The sequence below is a fragment of the Christensenella sp. genome, from assembly GCF_034927525.1.
In the GTDB taxonomy this organism is placed as follows: Bacteria; Bacillota; Clostridia; order Christensenellales; family Christensenellaceae; genus Christensenella.
The window spans coordinates 1-15,137 of record NZ_JAYFPU010000160.1 but is presented as its reverse complement, the minus strand read 5'-3'; the positions used below and the strand labels follow the sequence as shown (position 1 = coordinate 15,137).

The following is a 15,137-nucleotide window of genomic DNA, read 5'->3' as shown; positions in this document are numbered from 1 at the left end:
GAATTGCGTGCACATATGTGCACGCAATTCACCTTTCCTGTTCTCGTTCGAGCAATTCCAGAATGGACAGCGCTACGACCTCCGTTGTGACCATCGTTTTAAAATAGCCGCCCCGCGCCGCTGCGACAAGCGAATTGACCTTGTCCTTTCCCGCCGCCAACACCACCGTTTCGGGGATGACCTTCAAAAGCGCCGGGTCTATCGTCATCACCCTGTCCTTTAAGATCGAATCCACCATGTTTCCCTGTTCGTCAAGCGGACAGCTGACCAGCTCGCCAAAGCGCTCCACTTTTCGCAGGGCGTTACACTCTTTGGTAGACAGATAATTTTTGTAAAACGGGACATACACCTCCGGCTGGAACGAGCTGATGCCAAAAAAGGCAATATCAAGCTTCTTGAAATAGTCGATATGGTTTTTGATCGTCTTTTCTTCCAGCAGCATGTCACGCAGCACCTTGTCCTTCACGATGTACGGCACAGGAAACAGCGACCACTGCGCCCCGGCCTTTGCTGCCAGGCTTTTGACGATATCATGCCCGTCCATATACCAATTGTCGGCGACGGACTGCGAAGCTGTACTGCCTGATATCTGCACAAATAGGCTGTCATGATATTGCTGATCGGGTGAAAACTCGCGCACCATCGTTTGCAGGGTAGTGCCCCAGTCAAGCCCTACCAACATCCCGTCCTTTAAGCGGTCCGCCAGATATTTCGCGCCCGCTTTTCCCACATTCGTCTTGGACTCGAGCGCCGTCGTACCCGGGTTCACGATGATACATTTTTTGATGTCCAGCCCCTTGATGATCTGCGTCTCCATGCTCTTGTAATAATGCGGTTTGTTGTTGACACGGAATTCTATGATATTGAGCTCCTTGCAGCGCTTCAATACGCGCGACACCTTAAAACGGGAGATATTGAATATCTTCGCGATCTCATCCTGCGACAATTCTCCCATATAGTAAAGCGTTGCGATCTTTCCGTATGTTTCCCGCGTTTCGTCAAATTTCATCTGTTATCCACCATTATCCCGTCCGGTTGTGCCGCGTTCACCCCATAATGCTCTCATATGCCGCGTCGATCACAGCAAGTTCTTCTTTTGTCAGCTCCCAGTCCGCCGCATTCGCGTTTTCGATGGCTGTTTGCGGTCTCGTCGCGCCCAGCAACGCGCACGTCACACCCCGCTGGCAAAGCACCCAGTTGATGGATACCTGCGCAACAGAAACATTTCTTGCGTCTGCGATCTCTTTCAGCATTTTCAAAAGCTGCTGGCATTTCGACCACATCGGTTCTTCATAGTACGGATAAAACGATCCGCGCAGCTCGTTACCGCCAATGCCGATCTTGTCCATCTTTCCGGACAAAATACCGCCTCCAAGCGATCCGTACGTAAGCACGCCTAAGCCGTTTTGCGCACAAAAATCAAGTACGCCATCCTCAAATGACTGGCGGTTCAGCAGGCTCAAGGGCGGCTGCACGCTTGCGATATCCGCCACATCGACAGCCACCTGCATTTCCGCAACAGAGAAGTTCGATACGCCGATCGCGCGGATTTTGCCTTCCTCCTTGAAGCGCAGCATCGTCTCAAGCGCCGCCGCAAGAGGAGTATTGTGATCCGGCCAGTGTATCTGGTACAGGTCGATATAATCCGTCCTTAGGTTGCGCAGCGATTCTTCAAGCTCACAACGCATCACATTGGGGTCGGAACACTTGACGTAATTGCCGCCATATGCGCGCAGCACGCCCACTTTGGTCGCAAGCACCACCTTGTCACGCATGCCACAGATCGCCTCGCCCACTACTTTTTCCGCCGTGCAATCTTCGCCATATGCGCGCGCAGTATCCACAAGATTCACACCGTGCTCCACCGATGCGTGGATCGCTCTTATTGCACGGTCTTTGTCAACGTCTCCAAAAAAGTCGTTTCCCATGGCCCATGTGCCGTGCGCGATGACTGAAACGTCGATCCCGCTGTTCCCTAATTTTTGATATCTCATTGTATTCTCCTCCATTTCCACATGGATAGGCCGCCCGATACTGCCAGACTCTATTTGATGTGCTGTCCCACGATCGATTTTGCAAACCTGTGTGCGCGGTCGGCCTCGTCCATCGTCAGGTAATACGGATTCCCAAGCTGCTCGGCGATAAACGCGGTCTGTGCCGACACTTCGCACGTAATGATATTTTCGATCGCTTCCTCCACCGTCGGGCCGCCCACCACAAGGCCGTGATTGCGGATATTGACGGCATAGCCGTCGCCCATCGTATCGACGATGTCCTGCAAATATCTTTCTTCGTGCGGATCAGGATGCACCCAGTGTGTGCAGGGTACAGGGCCTCCCACCAAATTACCATGCGTGGTCGTGACAACAGGTATCTCCCTGTCGCATACCGCGAACGCCGTAGCATAGCGCGAATGCGAATGCGTCACGCACAGGATGTCCGGACGCGCACGCAGCACCTTGGTAAACATATCGCATGCGCACGACGGTCTGCGGTATCCGTCCACCAGTTCAAGCGTTTCGATGTCAATCACACACATATCATCCCAGCGCAGGGTTTCATACTCCATCCCGCTCGGCGTGATGACGCACAAATTCGTCTCCGGGTCGCGTGCCGCAACCGTTCCGCCCGCCATAACGATCAAGTCGTACGTCCGCAGGCGCATGCCCGCTTCCAAAACTCTTTCCCTCAATTCCCTCAACATTGCCATTTTCCGTTCTCCTTTATTGAAATTTTAATTGATTACGCTTCTATTCTTTCCATTTTGAATACGACAGGCGAAAGTCCGTCCGAGCAGGCAGAATACATCATGTTCCCCTGCTTGCAATACGTCATCTCTCCGCCAAAACGCAGCGTCATGACGACCGGCCACACATCGTGCCACGCCCATGTGCAAAAGCCCTCCGGCATCTTGCCGTCCACCTTAACTGTAAATTCCGCGCCCACGTCAAACGCGTGACAGCCGCCGCTGTAATCGGGCAGCTCGTCACAGTCAAATTTCCTGTATACCGTTATCTTCACCGGGTATTTCTGTGCCATTTTCTTTCCTCCTGCATGGTTTATACTTTGTGGATCGCTTTTTTATCAGCATCCAAAATACTTTCATGGATGAACTCCGAAACGGTCGGGTGCGCGAAGATCATGTGCGCAACATCCTCTCCCGTCGCCTCGAATTTGATCACGCCCGCAAACGGCGAGATCATCTCCGTCACATTCGGCCCTGCCAGATGTATGCCTAGTACCGTGCCGTCGCCTACGTCAAGCACGGCCTTAGAAAGGCCGTCGCGCATCCCCTCGATCATCGAACGTCCGTTGGCGGAAGCCGCAAACATCCCCGTTTTAACGGCGTATCCCGCTTCAGTTGCTTTTTGCTCGGTATATCCCATCGCCGCCATTTCCGGGCTTGTATAGATGCAATACGGGACGATCCGCTCGTCCATTTCTTCTTCACCGCCGAATATATTTTCGACAGCAATCTCCGCTTGATGCGAGGCCACATGCGCAAGCTGTATGCCGCCCGTCACATCGCCGATCGCATAAACGCCATCGACATTCGTACGGCATCCGCCGTCAACCGGGACATTGCCACGTTCGCCCATAACGACGCCTGCCGCAGCCGCGTCAAGCCCGTCCGCCACAGCGCGCCGCCCCGTCGCGATCAGCACCTTGTCCGCTGTCACGCTCTTTTGCGCACCGTCTGCTTCGCTATACGTCACGCATACGCCCGCTCCCGTGTCCTGTGCGCCCTGCACCCTGCACGAAAGATGGATGTCCACGCCGTCTTTTTTGAGCACGCGTTTCATCAATGCAGACAGGTCTTTGTCCATCGTCGCCACCAAATCATCAAGCGCTTCTAAGATCGTGACCGTAACGCCCAGCCGTACAAATGCCTGCGCAAACTCACAGCCGATCACACCTCCGCCGATGACCACCATGCTCTTTGGCAGCGCTTGGAGCGCAAGCGCGTGGTCAGAGTTGATGATGTTCTTTCCGTCCGCCTGCAAAAACGGCAGGTCGCACGGCGTACTGCCCGTAGCAATGATCACGTTTTGCGCCGCTATCTCCACTTCACCATCCGCCGTCGCGACCGCTACTTTGTCGCGCGATAAAAACCGCGCAGTACCCTTGATCACGTCCACGCCAGCCTTGCCGAGCAAAAACTCCACACCACCGCGCAGCTGCTTGACGATCCCATCTTTGCGGCGCGCGACCGCCGTATAATCGACGTGCGGCGCGCTGGCCACGATGCCCATCTCAGCAAAATCCTTCGCCTCATGAAAGAGGTTCGCGCTGTGTAGGATCGCCTTGGTGGGAATGCACCCGCGGTTGAGGCACGTGCCTCCCAGCATATCCTTTTCCACCAGCGTCACAGCAGCGCCCCGCTTGGCAGCGGCGATCGCCGCCACATAGCCCCCGGGGCCGCCGCCTATCACTAAAATTTCCATTATCCGCTCCTTATGCCGTCGCTTCCTTTTTGCGTTCCTCTTCCTCGCGGCGCAGCTCCACAAGATTCTTTTGCTTCGCCTGCGACATAGAGTCGATCCCGACCGCGATCAGCAAGACCATGCCTTTGATAAACATCTGCCAGAATTCGTTGAGTCCTACGGAAACGAGCCCGTACGAAAGTACGCCCATAATGACTACGCCAAAGAACACGCCCCATAATTTTCCGGAGCCGCCCGCCATAGACACTCCGCCCAGTACGCACGCCGTTACCACTTCGAATTCATATCCAAGTCCCGCGCGGGGCTGACCGGAATTCATGCGGGAAAATAACAGGATGCCCGCGACGCCCGTAAGCAGGCCGCTGATCATATAGACGGAATATTTTACTTTTTTCACATGGATGCCCGAAAGACGCGCAACCTCCTCATTGCCCCCCACGCAATAGACATGCCGGCCATAGACCGTTTTGTGCAGGATCACACCGCCGATCACAAAGACCACGCCCATCACGATAACCGGGAACGGAACCGGGCCAATGCTTCCCTGTCCTACAAAGCTGAACACTTCCGGAATATTTTCATAGATCGGAACCGCTCCTGTAAAAATATATACAAGGCCGCGGACGATCTGCATCATTGCCAGCGTAACGATGAGTGGCGGTATCTTGATCTCGTTCACAAAGAACCCGTTTGCGACCCCAACACACGTGGCAGCCCCTATGCCCACCAGCGAGCCAACGATCGCGTTTGCCTCCTGCGTACCAAACGGCACTGCCGCCATCACAAGCGCAGCCACCACAACGGCAAGCGCCATATTAGAGCCCACCGAAAGATCGATGCCGCCCGTAAGCATACAAAACGTCATGCCTACCGCGATAATGCCCATAAACGCCACCTGCTTTAGCAGTTCCATAATGTTGCTCGGATCCATAAAATACGGATTCAGCAATGCAAATACGATGAACAATGCAACAAGCACGATCACGATACCGAATTTTTTAAAAAATTCCCCTACTGATACTTTACCATTCATGCCAGTTCTCCTTTTTTAGATGACGCCATAGTCAAAAGTTTTTCCTGATTCAGCTCCTTGCGCGATACCTCACCCACGATCTCACCCTCGTGCATGACAATGGCGCGGTCGCTCATGCCGATCAGCTCAGGGAGTCCCGAGCTTATCATGATGATGCTCTTCCCTTGCCCTGCGAGGCGGTCCATCAGCTCGTATATCTCCGACTTTGCCCCCACGTCGATGCCGCGCGTAGGTTCGTCGATGATAATGATGTCCGACTTCGTCGCCATCCATTTCGCCAGTACCACCTTCTGCTGGTTGCCGCCCGACAAGTTGCGCACAAGCTGCTTGCCCGAAGGCGTTTTGATAGAGATCATCCTGATATATTCTTCAACGATCTTCTGTTCCTCGTCGCTGGAAATAAAACCGTTTTTGGTAAGGGATTTCAGCACGATCATCGACAGGTTAAAGTCAATGCCCATATTCAGCAGCAGCCCCTGCGATTTCCGGTCCTCGGGCAGCAAAGATATCCCATAGCGGATCGCGTCCGTCGGCGATTTGATCTTTGCCTTCTTCCCCTTGACATAAATATCGCCGAGGTAGTTATCCGCACCGAATATCATGCGCACAAGCTCCGTTCGCCCCGCTCCCACAAGCCCGGTGATGCCAAGTATCTCACCCTTTTTGAGTGAAAAGCTCGCGCCCTTCACATGCTCGTTGTATAGGTCTTTCACTTCCATCACCACATCGTCATACACGGTATGGTTGCACGGATATGTCCCCGTCAGCTCTCTGCCGACCATCATGCGGATGAGCATTTCCTTGTTCATTTCGCTTACAGGCTTGGTATCGATGTACTGCCCATCCCGGAACACCGTCACTGTGTCCGCGATCTCAAAAATTTCTTCCAGTCTATGTGAAATGTAAATAATCGCCGTACCTTCCGCCTTCAGCCGCCTGATCAGCTCGAACAACGCTTTCAGTTCGCGGTTTGTGAGCGTCGCGGAAGGTTCGTCCATCACAATGATCTTTGCCTTGTTTAAAATTGCCTTTGCGATCTCTGTCAGCTGCTGGTATGCAACGGTCAAGTCTTTGACCGGCGTCGCGGGATCGACGTCCATACTCAGCTGCTTGAATATCTCTTTCGCGCGCTTTACCATTTCCGCCTTGTCGGAAAATATCCCCTTTTTGATCTCTTTTCCAAAAAACAGGTTTTCTTCAATCGACATCATCGGCACCAGGTTGAACTCCTGGTAGATGACGCTGATCCCCATATCCATCGCCTCATGGGGCGTATAGTTCTTATACTCCTGCCCATTGAATATGACCTGCCCGCCGTCCCGCTTGACAGCGCCCGCCAATATTTTGATCAAAGTAGATTTCCCCGCGCCATTCTCCCCGATCAGCGCGTGAACCTCTCCCTTTTTCAGGGTAAAGTTAACGTCTTCAAGCGCTACCACCCCGGGATACAGCTTTGTGATCCCTTTCATTTCCAATATATTATCCTGCATATTTGCCTCCGGCCCTTTCCGGCAAAATGATTGTGTCATTGCCCCCGAATCTGATACATATCTGTTATGCGGGAGAGGAGCCCCCCTCCCCCGCATACAGCAATATCCTATTCGTACTGTTTCAAATATTCGTCTGCGTTGGCTTTTGTCACTTCCTCAAAGCTGCAATACTGCACCCTTTCAAACTCCTTGCCCGCAAGCGCATCTGCGACGATCGCAAACGCCGTATTGCCGATCTCTTTGTTGTCCAAGGCGACCGTACCGCGGTACATCCCGTCTTCCTTGATGTATCCAAATGCCTGCGGCACGCCGTCCGCGCCGATCACGCAATATTTTGCCTGATCTTCGGGCTTCACTTTTGCCTTCAATACCTCATAAGCACCGATCGCGCCCGTATCGTCAGAATCGGCCAGGAACATTCTCGTATTCGGATTTCCCGCCAAAATCGCTTCCGTCATCTTCATCGCAGATTCCACGTCAACGGAATTCTGGTCGTTTACGATTTTTGCAGTGGGGAATAATTCTTTGAGTGCATCTTCCATGCCGCGCCCACGGTCGATGCCCGGCAGGTAGTCATGGATTCTCAGCAGCGCTACTTCCACCTCTTCGCCTGGGAAGTTCTCCGCCATATACTGCGCGCCCATTTCCCCGATCGCATAACCGTATTTGTATTCATCCACCAGCATGTTCGCCGTCGCATTTTCCAGTTCAATGTACATCGAAACAAGTGCAACGCCATTTTCCGTGCAGCGCTTGGCAACGTCTTCCAGCGTCGGTCCGTCGATCGTGACCACGATGATGCCGTTTACGCCGGAATTCATCATCGTTTCGATCAATTGCAGCTGCTTGTTCGCATCGCCGTTCGCGTCTGCCACCACAAGTTCCACGCCTGCCGCGTCACATTGCGCCTTGATCGCTTTTTCCATGACCTGATACATCTGCCACGACTGCATATTGTGTACCAGCCCGAGCTTTTTGAATTCCCCTGCCGCAAGCGGCGCGGCCGATTTGTCAGCAGCAGCGCTTGCGCTTGCCGGCGCAGCTTCCCCTGTTGACTGCTCCGTCGCCTGCGCCGAAGCGCTCTGCTCCGGCTTGTCCACCGGTGTACATGCCGCGAGCATAAATACCGCCACAAGTATCACTGCCAAAACCATCGATAATTTCTTCATTTTTTCCTCCTCTTACTCCTGATTATATTTTTCCTTTATATCCGCGATGCTGGCAAACGCCTGCTTCAAATTCGGATACAAACTTTTGTACACCTCATACAGCTCCCCATAAAGCGCGTTGTTTTTCTGATCCGGCACGAACGCGTCCTGTTCGACCCGCACCGTTCGCTCCACCGCCTGTTCAAAATCCTGGTAAAGCCCCGCGCCCACCGCCGCGACGATCGCGCTACCAAACGGCGCGCCCTCTGTTTCCTCCGGCAAAGAAACCGGACAATTCGTAATATCCGCAATGATCTGCAGCCACAGCGGGCTCCTCGCGATCCCGCCCGTCAGAACGATCTTATCGATATCTCCACCCATTTCGCGGATCAGCATCATATTGTCAAGCATGGAAAACGCGACTCCCTCGAGCGACGCGCGCAGCATGTCCCCCTTTGTCGTATCCGTCCCCATGCCGACGAACACGCCGCGGGCATTGGGATCGTTGTTGGGCGTATAATCGCCGTCCAAATACGGCAGGAACACCACGCCGTTCGCGCCCGGTTTTGCGTTTTTCGCCTGCTCATTGAGATAGTCGTAAGCGTCCGCTCCGGTAAGCAGCGCCATTTGCCCTTCAAGTTGCCCGAACGCGTTGCGCATCCATTTATAGCTGAGCCCCGTTGCCGACATGACGGTGATCGTCATGGTCAGGCCGGGGATGCAATGCGGATATGTGATCGCCGTCGGATGCGATACGGGGCCGCCCGTATTGGCGACAATGTTCGCCGCCGACCCTGCTGAAACAAATCCCTGTCCTTTTTTAAATGCGCCCGTCGCGAGCGCCACCGGAGATGCGTCGTCCACTCCTCCGAACACAAGCGTACCCGGTGCAAGTCCGCTCCATGCCGCTCCGTCTTCCGTCACCTCGCCGACCACTTCCCACGCATCCACAAGTCGCGGGAACATCGACCGGTCAAAGCCCATCGCGTCGATGATCTCATCATCCCATTGCCGCGTGTAAGCGTTATATTGGCTGTAAAATCCCGCCTCCACACGATTCCACGCCCACTGCCCGCTCAGCATATAGTTCATATAGCTGACCTCTGTCGCCACATAGTCCGCCGCGCGGAACACGCCGGGATGTTTCACCTTCCACCAATACTGCTTCACAGAAGCGCTGTACATACCGATATAGTTTCCGTTGCGCTCCACCGCAATTTTTCCATACAGCTTGTCCGCTTCATGAAGAAGCTCCAGATGCCGCATATCGTTATAGTGCACCGCGTTTGTAACGGGCGACCCGTCCTTTTTCACCAGAAAAGCCATCACCGTCCATCCGCCAAAGCAAATACCCGCTACGTCGTGCGGCTCAATGCCTTCTTCAAACCCGCGCGCTAATATCCGTTTGGTATATTCCATCCAGTCCTTGGGGTCATATTCCATATGGTCTGCATTTTGCGTCGCGACAGGAAATATCTCCTCCGTCTGTGTAGAGACGATTCGGTTGCTCTGTGTATCCAAAAAGACCGCTTTGATCGTCGTCGTCCCAAGGTCAACGCCGATCACATATTTTTTGGGCATCTCATTTCTCCTTATATTCAATTGGCTGTCAGTAAATCGTTTGATTGAAAAATTGTGTTTTGTTTTTGTGGGTTTTACTCATACTACCATGCAATTTTTCCAAAAAAAACTACCTTTTGAACATCACTGCTCAAATGTGCAATAACAGGATATATTTTTTGATAATTTGTTGTGGAAATCATGATATTGATAACAATATTGTACTATAACCTCTTGAAATCGGCTATTTTATCATAGTTTTTTAATGTTTTTTACTTTTAAAAATGTGATTCTATAATCAACTTTTGTTACACTTTTTTGCATCGTTCCATAAAAACAGCTCGTGATACGTGCGTATCACGAGCTGTTTTTGCTGTTTTCTTTATCCGAACGCGCCCATCACCGAAGCTAACGGCTTGATGATGGCCTGCAATGCGGCAATGCTTTCTCCAAGAGCGTCAAAGGGTATCTCCGCGATCCCCTTGATGGTGTCGTTTAACGCCCCAAAATCGAGGGCATTGATCTGCGCGATCGTCTCGTCTAAGTCCTTGGTCGCCGTTTCTGTAAGCTGCGTCACCGCCTGAAACATGGCGGGCAAGTCCTTCGTCGCGCTCTGGAGGGTAGCGTTCATGACGAAAAGCCCGACCGCAAACACCACCACAAACACAAGCATGATCACCGTATGCGTCCGTGAAGAACGAAGCGCCTTTTTGTTGTGCTCGCGCTGCTCCACCAAAAGGGCTTCCATGCCTTCCATACGCCGCATAAAGGCCTTTCTCCAGTCCTCCGGCGGCATATCCGGGTAAGCTACGCCCAGCTCATCTTCCTGTTTTTTGATCTCCTGCTCAGTCATTCCTTTCTTCCTTTCACAAAATCCGCGCGGCGATAAAGTCAAATAGTTCCTGCTTCACCTCGTCGCGGTTGATTTCGTTCAAAATCTCATGCCGCGCGCCCTCAAAAAGCTTCATCGTCACGTCAACAAGACCCGCCTGCTTCATCCATCCATACACCTCGCGCACGCCGTCGCCATACCCTCCCACCGGGTCCATTCCCCCGGAAACAAGCAAATACGGCGTAGCTTTGGGCAGCTTCTGCGCCCACTGCACGCCGGATACCTCGTCGAGCAGGTTCGCAAAATCATACGCCGCACGGTCTGTAAACAAAAACATGCACAACGGATCGGCAAGATATTTTTCCACACGCTCCCTGTCCCGCGTGATCCAGTCCTTTTCACTCCGCACGTCCTCAAACCTGTCGTTATATTTGGAAAACGCAAGATGGTCGAGCAGCGTCGCAGGCTTTTTGGCGCGTCCAAAGATCATCCCCACACGCGCCAAAAAGCGGATGATGCCCGTTAAATTGTTCGCGCCCGACGTACCCATAAAGATCGCGCAATCGATGCCCTCGCCATGCTTTGTCATATAACTGCGCGCGACCATACTGCCCATGCTGTGCCCAATCAGCACGATCGGCAGTCCGAGATATTCCTTCTTCATCATAGCGGTCAGCGTATACACGTCCTCCACCACGATCTTCTCCCCGTCCTTTTCCGCAAAATAGCCAAAATAAGACGGCTCGTTCATGGCCTTTGTCTTGCCGTGCCCCAGATGGTCGTTGCCAAACACCACCCCGCCGCGCGCGCATAAAAAGTCCGCAAGCTCCTGATAGCGGTCGATATATTCGCACATCCCGTGGCAGATCTGCACCAAAAAAAGCGGCTTTTTTCCTTCGTCCTGCCAGCAGCATGCATACACCTTGCTTTTTTTGTCCGTCGAAGCAAACTCCAAGTCTCTTTTTTTCATACGATCCCCCTCTTTTATAAACGGCACGCACTTTTTGTCGCAACAAAATCAATGCCCGTACCCAATATGTCTTTCAAAACAACGTCCCCGCATTTTACGGGTGCCGTGACCGTCACATCGTTTAACAGCTTGACTGCGCGCATCAACATACGCTTCTCGATGGGTGCGCTCGTCTTGACCGGCAAACGCGGCAACGAAGAACCCGTAAGCCGCACCGTAGAAGTCGCCATGCGCACAGGCGTGCGCATCTCCTTTGTGACATATTCCACCCCGCGTTCACATCCCGCGCCGCGTATCCCTGTGTCGTCCACAACAATACGGCATCCCTTGGGGCATACGATACATGTAAACTCTTTCATTGTGCCGCCTCCAGCTCCAAACGTATTTCTCCCCCGTCAAGCAGCTTCTTGGGGATGCGTACCTTCTCCATCTCGCCCGGCACAACATATTCCCGCTTAAACCGCGCGATGCGTCCCTGCGCCGTACTCACCGCGACCTGCACGTTCTGGTATACATCGTCAACCCGGAAAAACAGCTCCAAAAACGAACCGATCCCGTCCATGCGCGCACGCTGCGGCAGCACATACGTCAGCCCTTTTCCCGCGTACACATCAAATGTCTTGCCGCCTGTCTCTTTTTTGCCCGTCGCATATGCGGCGGCAGCCCTGCCCGCCTGATTGCTTTCCATGGTCACAAAATCCACAAGGTCGTGCACCTGCGCCACATTGCCGCACGCAAATATCCCCGGGCAAGAGGTCTCCATGTTCTCATAAACAATTGGGCCTTTGGTGCGTCCATCAAGCTCGATGCCCGCCTCCTTGGAAAGCTCGTTTTCCGGGATCAGCCCCACAGAAAGCAGGATCGTATCACACTCGATTTCTTTTTCTGTTCCGGCAATGGGTTTCCGGTCTTTGTCCACGCGCGAGATGACCGCGCTGCGTACCCTGCGCTTGCCGCGCACCTCCGTGATCGTGCTCGATAAATAAAGCGGGATGTCAAAATCGTCTAAACACTGCACAATGTTGCGCTTGAGTCCCGCAGAATATGGCATCAGCTCTACACAAGCCATGACCTCCGCTCCCTCCAGCACCATGCGCCGCGCCATGATCAGCCCGATATCGCCAGAACCCAAGATCAGCACCTTCCTGCCGATCATGCAGCCTTCCATGTTCACATACCGCTGCGCCGTTCCCGCGGTAAATATCCCCGCCGGACGCGTGCCGGGTATACCGAGCGCACCCCGCGGGCGTTCCCTGCACCCCATCGCGAGAATCACCGCCCCCGCCTCGATATCGATACCGCCGTCGCACGGATTCACCGCGCGAATGCGCTTGTCTTTGTCAAGAGAGAGCACCATCGTATTGAGTTTCAATTCGATGTCCGTCTCATTGAGCGTGTCAATAAACCGCTCCGCATACTCCGGACCGGTCAGCTCCTCCTTGAAGTAATGCAGCCCGAACCCATTGTGGATACACTGGTTCAGAATACCGCCCGCTTCAAAATCACGCTCCAAAACGATCACCTTGCCGGCGCCGTTCTTCTTTGCCTCAATTGCCGCCGCAAGTCCCGCCGGTCCTGCCCCGATCACTGCCACATCATATTTCATATCAGTCTTCCTTCGTTTCTCCGGTCACAATATAACTGCCCTGCGTGTCCTGCAAAATGTCCTTCATGTCCATGCCAAGCGTGCGCGCCATAATGTCATGGATGCGCGGTTCGCAAAATCCGCCCTGGCACCGCCCCATGCCCGCCGCGCAGCGGCGTTTGATGCCGTCGATGCTCGTCGGCACCACCGGTCGCGCAAGGATGTCGCGTATCTCCCCTTCTGTGATCGTCTGGCAGCGGCATACGACCCGTCCATAAGCCGGATCGCGCCGGATCAGCGCATCCTGCTCCTTTTCGCTCAGTGTATGGAAGCGCACTACCTTGCGCTCATCGCAAAAATCCTGCTTCCTGTGCAATGCAAGCCCACTGTCCTTTAGCATCTCCACCAGATCCTCCGCGATCGCGGGCGCAGCCGATAAGCCGGGCGATTTGATGCCCGCCACGTTAATGAAGCCTTTGATCTCCGACTCCTCCACAATAAAATCCTTTCCCGCGACTGCGCGCAATCCGGCAAAATTACGGATATTCTGTGAAAAATCGATCATCGGTACAGACTTTAACGCCATTTCCTTCACGAACGTAAGCTCCTTTGCGTGCGTTGCCGTGTCGTCGCGCTCCGCCGTCACCTGCATGTCCGGCCCTGCGTAAAGGTTCCCGTGCACCGTAGGCGCGACCACCACCCCCTTGCCCGCCTTGGTCGGGCACTGGAATATCACGGTGGAAACAAGGTCGCCCAGTGTTTTATCAAATAAATAATATTCCCCGCGCACAGGCGTGATCGAAAATCCATTGCCGCCCGCCATCTCATATACCTTGTCTGCGTAAAGCCCCGCGGCATTGACGATATACTTAGCGGCATATTTGCCCTGCGGCGTGGTGACCACAAACAGCCCGTCCTGCCTGCTGATGCGCAGCACCTCGCTGTTCAAATAATGGTCGACGCCATTTTTGACCGCGGTTTCCAGAAGCGCCGCCGTATATTCCCACGGACTGACGATCCCGCACGTCGGCGCCCACAGCGCACACACGACCTGCCCGGAAAGGTTCGGTTCCTTTTTCAAAACCTGTTCCTTTGTCCACTTTTCCACCGGGACGTTGTTTCGTTTGCCGTTCTCGACCAGCTTGTCGATCTCTTCTTCCTCTTCCTGGGAAAAAGCCAGCACTAAAGAGCCGGTTTCCAAAAACGGGATGTCCAGTTTTTTTGCCAGCTCATGCGCGAGTTCATTGCCCCGCGCGTTATATTTTGCCATCAGCGTGCCCTGTTTGGGGTCAAACCCCGCGTGGATCAGCGCGCTGTTCGCCTTGGTGCTACCGCATGCAATGTCGTTTTCCTTTTCAACAAGCGCGGTAGAAAAATCATATTTTGAAAATTCATATGCAGCGGCGCAGCCTGTAATGCCGCCGCCCACGATCAATACCTCATATTGTTTCATCCTGCCAGCCTTTCGCACATTCGATCGCCTTTGCCCAGTGTCTGCGCAGCCCCTGCCGTTTTTCTTCGGGCATGGCCGGCACAAACGTCTTATCAAGCGTCCACTTCTTTGCTATCTCTTCCATATCGTTCCATATCCCCGTCGCAAGTCCCGCCAAATACGAGGCTCCGAGCGCCGTCGTTTCACGGATGCGCGGCCGCATCACCGGCGTATGCGTGATGTCCGACTGAAACTGCATCAAAAAATCGTTTGCGCAAGCGCCGCCGTCAACACGCAGCCTTCCTAACTTGATCTTCGTGTCCGCCTGCATCGCGTCCAGTACGTCGGCGCTCTGGTAAGCGATGGATTCCAGCGCTGCGCGAATGATGTGCTCCGCCGTCGCGCCGCGTGTCAAACCAACGATCGTTCCGCGTGCATACATATCCCAATGCGGCGCGCCCAGCCCCGTGAACGCGGGCACCAGATACACCCCGCCGTTATCCGGGACTTTTTCTGCAAAAAACGCACTGTCCCTGCTGTCTTTTATCAGCCGCATCTCGTCACGCAGCCACTGCACGACGGCGCCGCCCATAATCACGCTGCCCTCGATCACATATGGTATCTTCCCCTTGGGGGTGGCGG

At 53.8% G+C, this 15,137-nt stretch carries 15 protein-coding genes; all 15 read right to left on the bottom strand.

Annotated features, from left to right (window positions below; all coding sequences use genetic code 11):
* Positions 1-28: 28 nt before the first annotated feature.
* On the bottom strand, positions 29-1,009 hold the full coding sequence (locus VB081_RS06595) for a sugar-binding transcriptional regulator (protein WP_323400037.1): 981 nt from the start codon (positions 1,007-1,009) through the stop codon (positions 29-31).
* A gap of 37 nt (positions 1,010-1,046) precedes the next feature.
* Positions 1,047-1,994 carry an aldo/keto reductase gene (locus tag VB081_RS06590; protein WP_323400036.1) on the bottom strand — a complete coding sequence of 316 codons (948 nt, stop codon included), beginning with the start codon at positions 1,992-1,994 and terminating at the stop codon, positions 1,047-1,049.
* Positions 1,995-2,044: 50 nt separating this feature from the next.
* A complete protein-coding gene (locus VB081_RS06585; RefSeq protein ID WP_323400035.1) occupies positions 2,045-2,710 on the bottom strand; it encodes a class II aldolase/adducin family protein in 666 nt (221 codons plus the stop codon).
* A 32-nt stretch (positions 2,711-2,742) separates the two neighbouring features.
* Positions 2,743-3,039: a TIGR04076 family protein gene (locus VB081_RS06580; RefSeq protein WP_323400034.1), complete on the bottom strand. Its 297-nt coding sequence runs from the start codon at positions 3,037-3,039 to the stop codon at positions 2,743-2,745.
* A gap of 20 nt (positions 3,040-3,059) precedes the next feature.
* Positions 3,060-4,445 carry a dihydrolipoyl dehydrogenase gene (gene lpdA / locus VB081_RS06575; protein WP_323400033.1) on the bottom strand — a complete coding sequence of 462 codons (1,386 nt, stop codon included), beginning with the start codon at positions 4,443-4,445 and terminating at the stop codon, positions 3,060-3,062.
* 10 nt (positions 4,446-4,455) lie between these two features.
* The gene (locus VB081_RS06570) at positions 4,456-5,478 is read right to left on the bottom strand and encodes an ABC transporter permease (protein ID WP_323400032.1); all 1,023 of its coding nucleotides are present in this window, start codon (positions 5,476-5,478) and stop codon (positions 4,456-4,458) included.
* Entirely contained in the window at positions 5,475-6,968 is a 1,494-nt protein-coding gene (locus tag VB081_RS06565) for a sugar ABC transporter ATP-binding protein (protein ID WP_323400031.1), read from the bottom strand. Before VB081_RS06565 ends, VB081_RS06570 begins: the two co-directional genes overlap by 4 nt.
* Before the next feature lie 107 nt (positions 6,969-7,075).
* Positions 7,076-8,137, bottom strand: a complete 1,062-nt coding sequence (locus tag VB081_RS06560; protein WP_323400030.1) for a sugar ABC transporter substrate-binding protein — start codon at positions 8,135-8,137, stop codon at positions 7,076-7,078.
* 12 nt (positions 8,138-8,149) lie between these two features.
* The gene (locus VB081_RS06555) at positions 8,150-9,697 is read right to left on the bottom strand and encodes a xylulokinase (protein WP_323400029.1); all 1,548 of its coding nucleotides are present in this window, start codon (positions 9,695-9,697) and stop codon (positions 8,150-8,152) included.
* A 361-nt stretch (positions 9,698-10,058) separates the two neighbouring features.
* Positions 10,059-10,529: a hypothetical protein gene (locus VB081_RS06550; protein ID WP_323400028.1), complete on the bottom strand. Its 471-nt coding sequence runs from the start codon at positions 10,527-10,529 to the stop codon at positions 10,059-10,061.
* 13 nt (positions 10,530-10,542) lie between these two features.
* Complete coding sequence (locus VB081_RS06545) at positions 10,543-11,478, bottom strand: alpha/beta fold hydrolase (RefSeq protein ID WP_323400027.1); 936 nt, start codon at positions 11,476-11,478, stop codon at positions 10,543-10,545.
* A gap of 14 nt (positions 11,479-11,492) precedes the next feature.
* On the bottom strand, positions 11,493-11,837 hold the full coding sequence (locus VB081_RS06540) for a DUF1667 domain-containing protein (protein ID WP_323400026.1): 345 nt from the start codon (positions 11,835-11,837) through the stop codon (positions 11,493-11,495).
* Positions 11,834-13,084 carry an NAD(P)/FAD-dependent oxidoreductase gene (locus VB081_RS06535; RefSeq protein WP_323400025.1) on the bottom strand — a complete coding sequence of 417 codons (1,251 nt, stop codon included), beginning with the start codon at positions 13,082-13,084 and terminating at the stop codon, positions 11,834-11,836. Before VB081_RS06535 ends, VB081_RS06540 begins: the two co-directional genes overlap by 4 nt.
* A gap of 1 nt (position 13,085) precedes the next feature.
* Positions 13,086-14,516 (bottom strand): NAD(P)/FAD-dependent oxidoreductase, encoded by a 1,431-nt coding sequence (locus tag VB081_RS06530; RefSeq protein WP_323400024.1) that lies wholly within the window; start codon positions 14,514-14,516, stop codon positions 13,086-13,088.
* Positions 14,503-15,137, bottom strand: a 635-nt coding sequence (locus VB081_RS06525; RefSeq protein ID WP_323400023.1) for an FGGY family carbohydrate kinase, incomplete at its 5' end; no start/stop codon positions are given. The genes VB081_RS06525 and VB081_RS06530, both read right to left, overlap by 14 nt.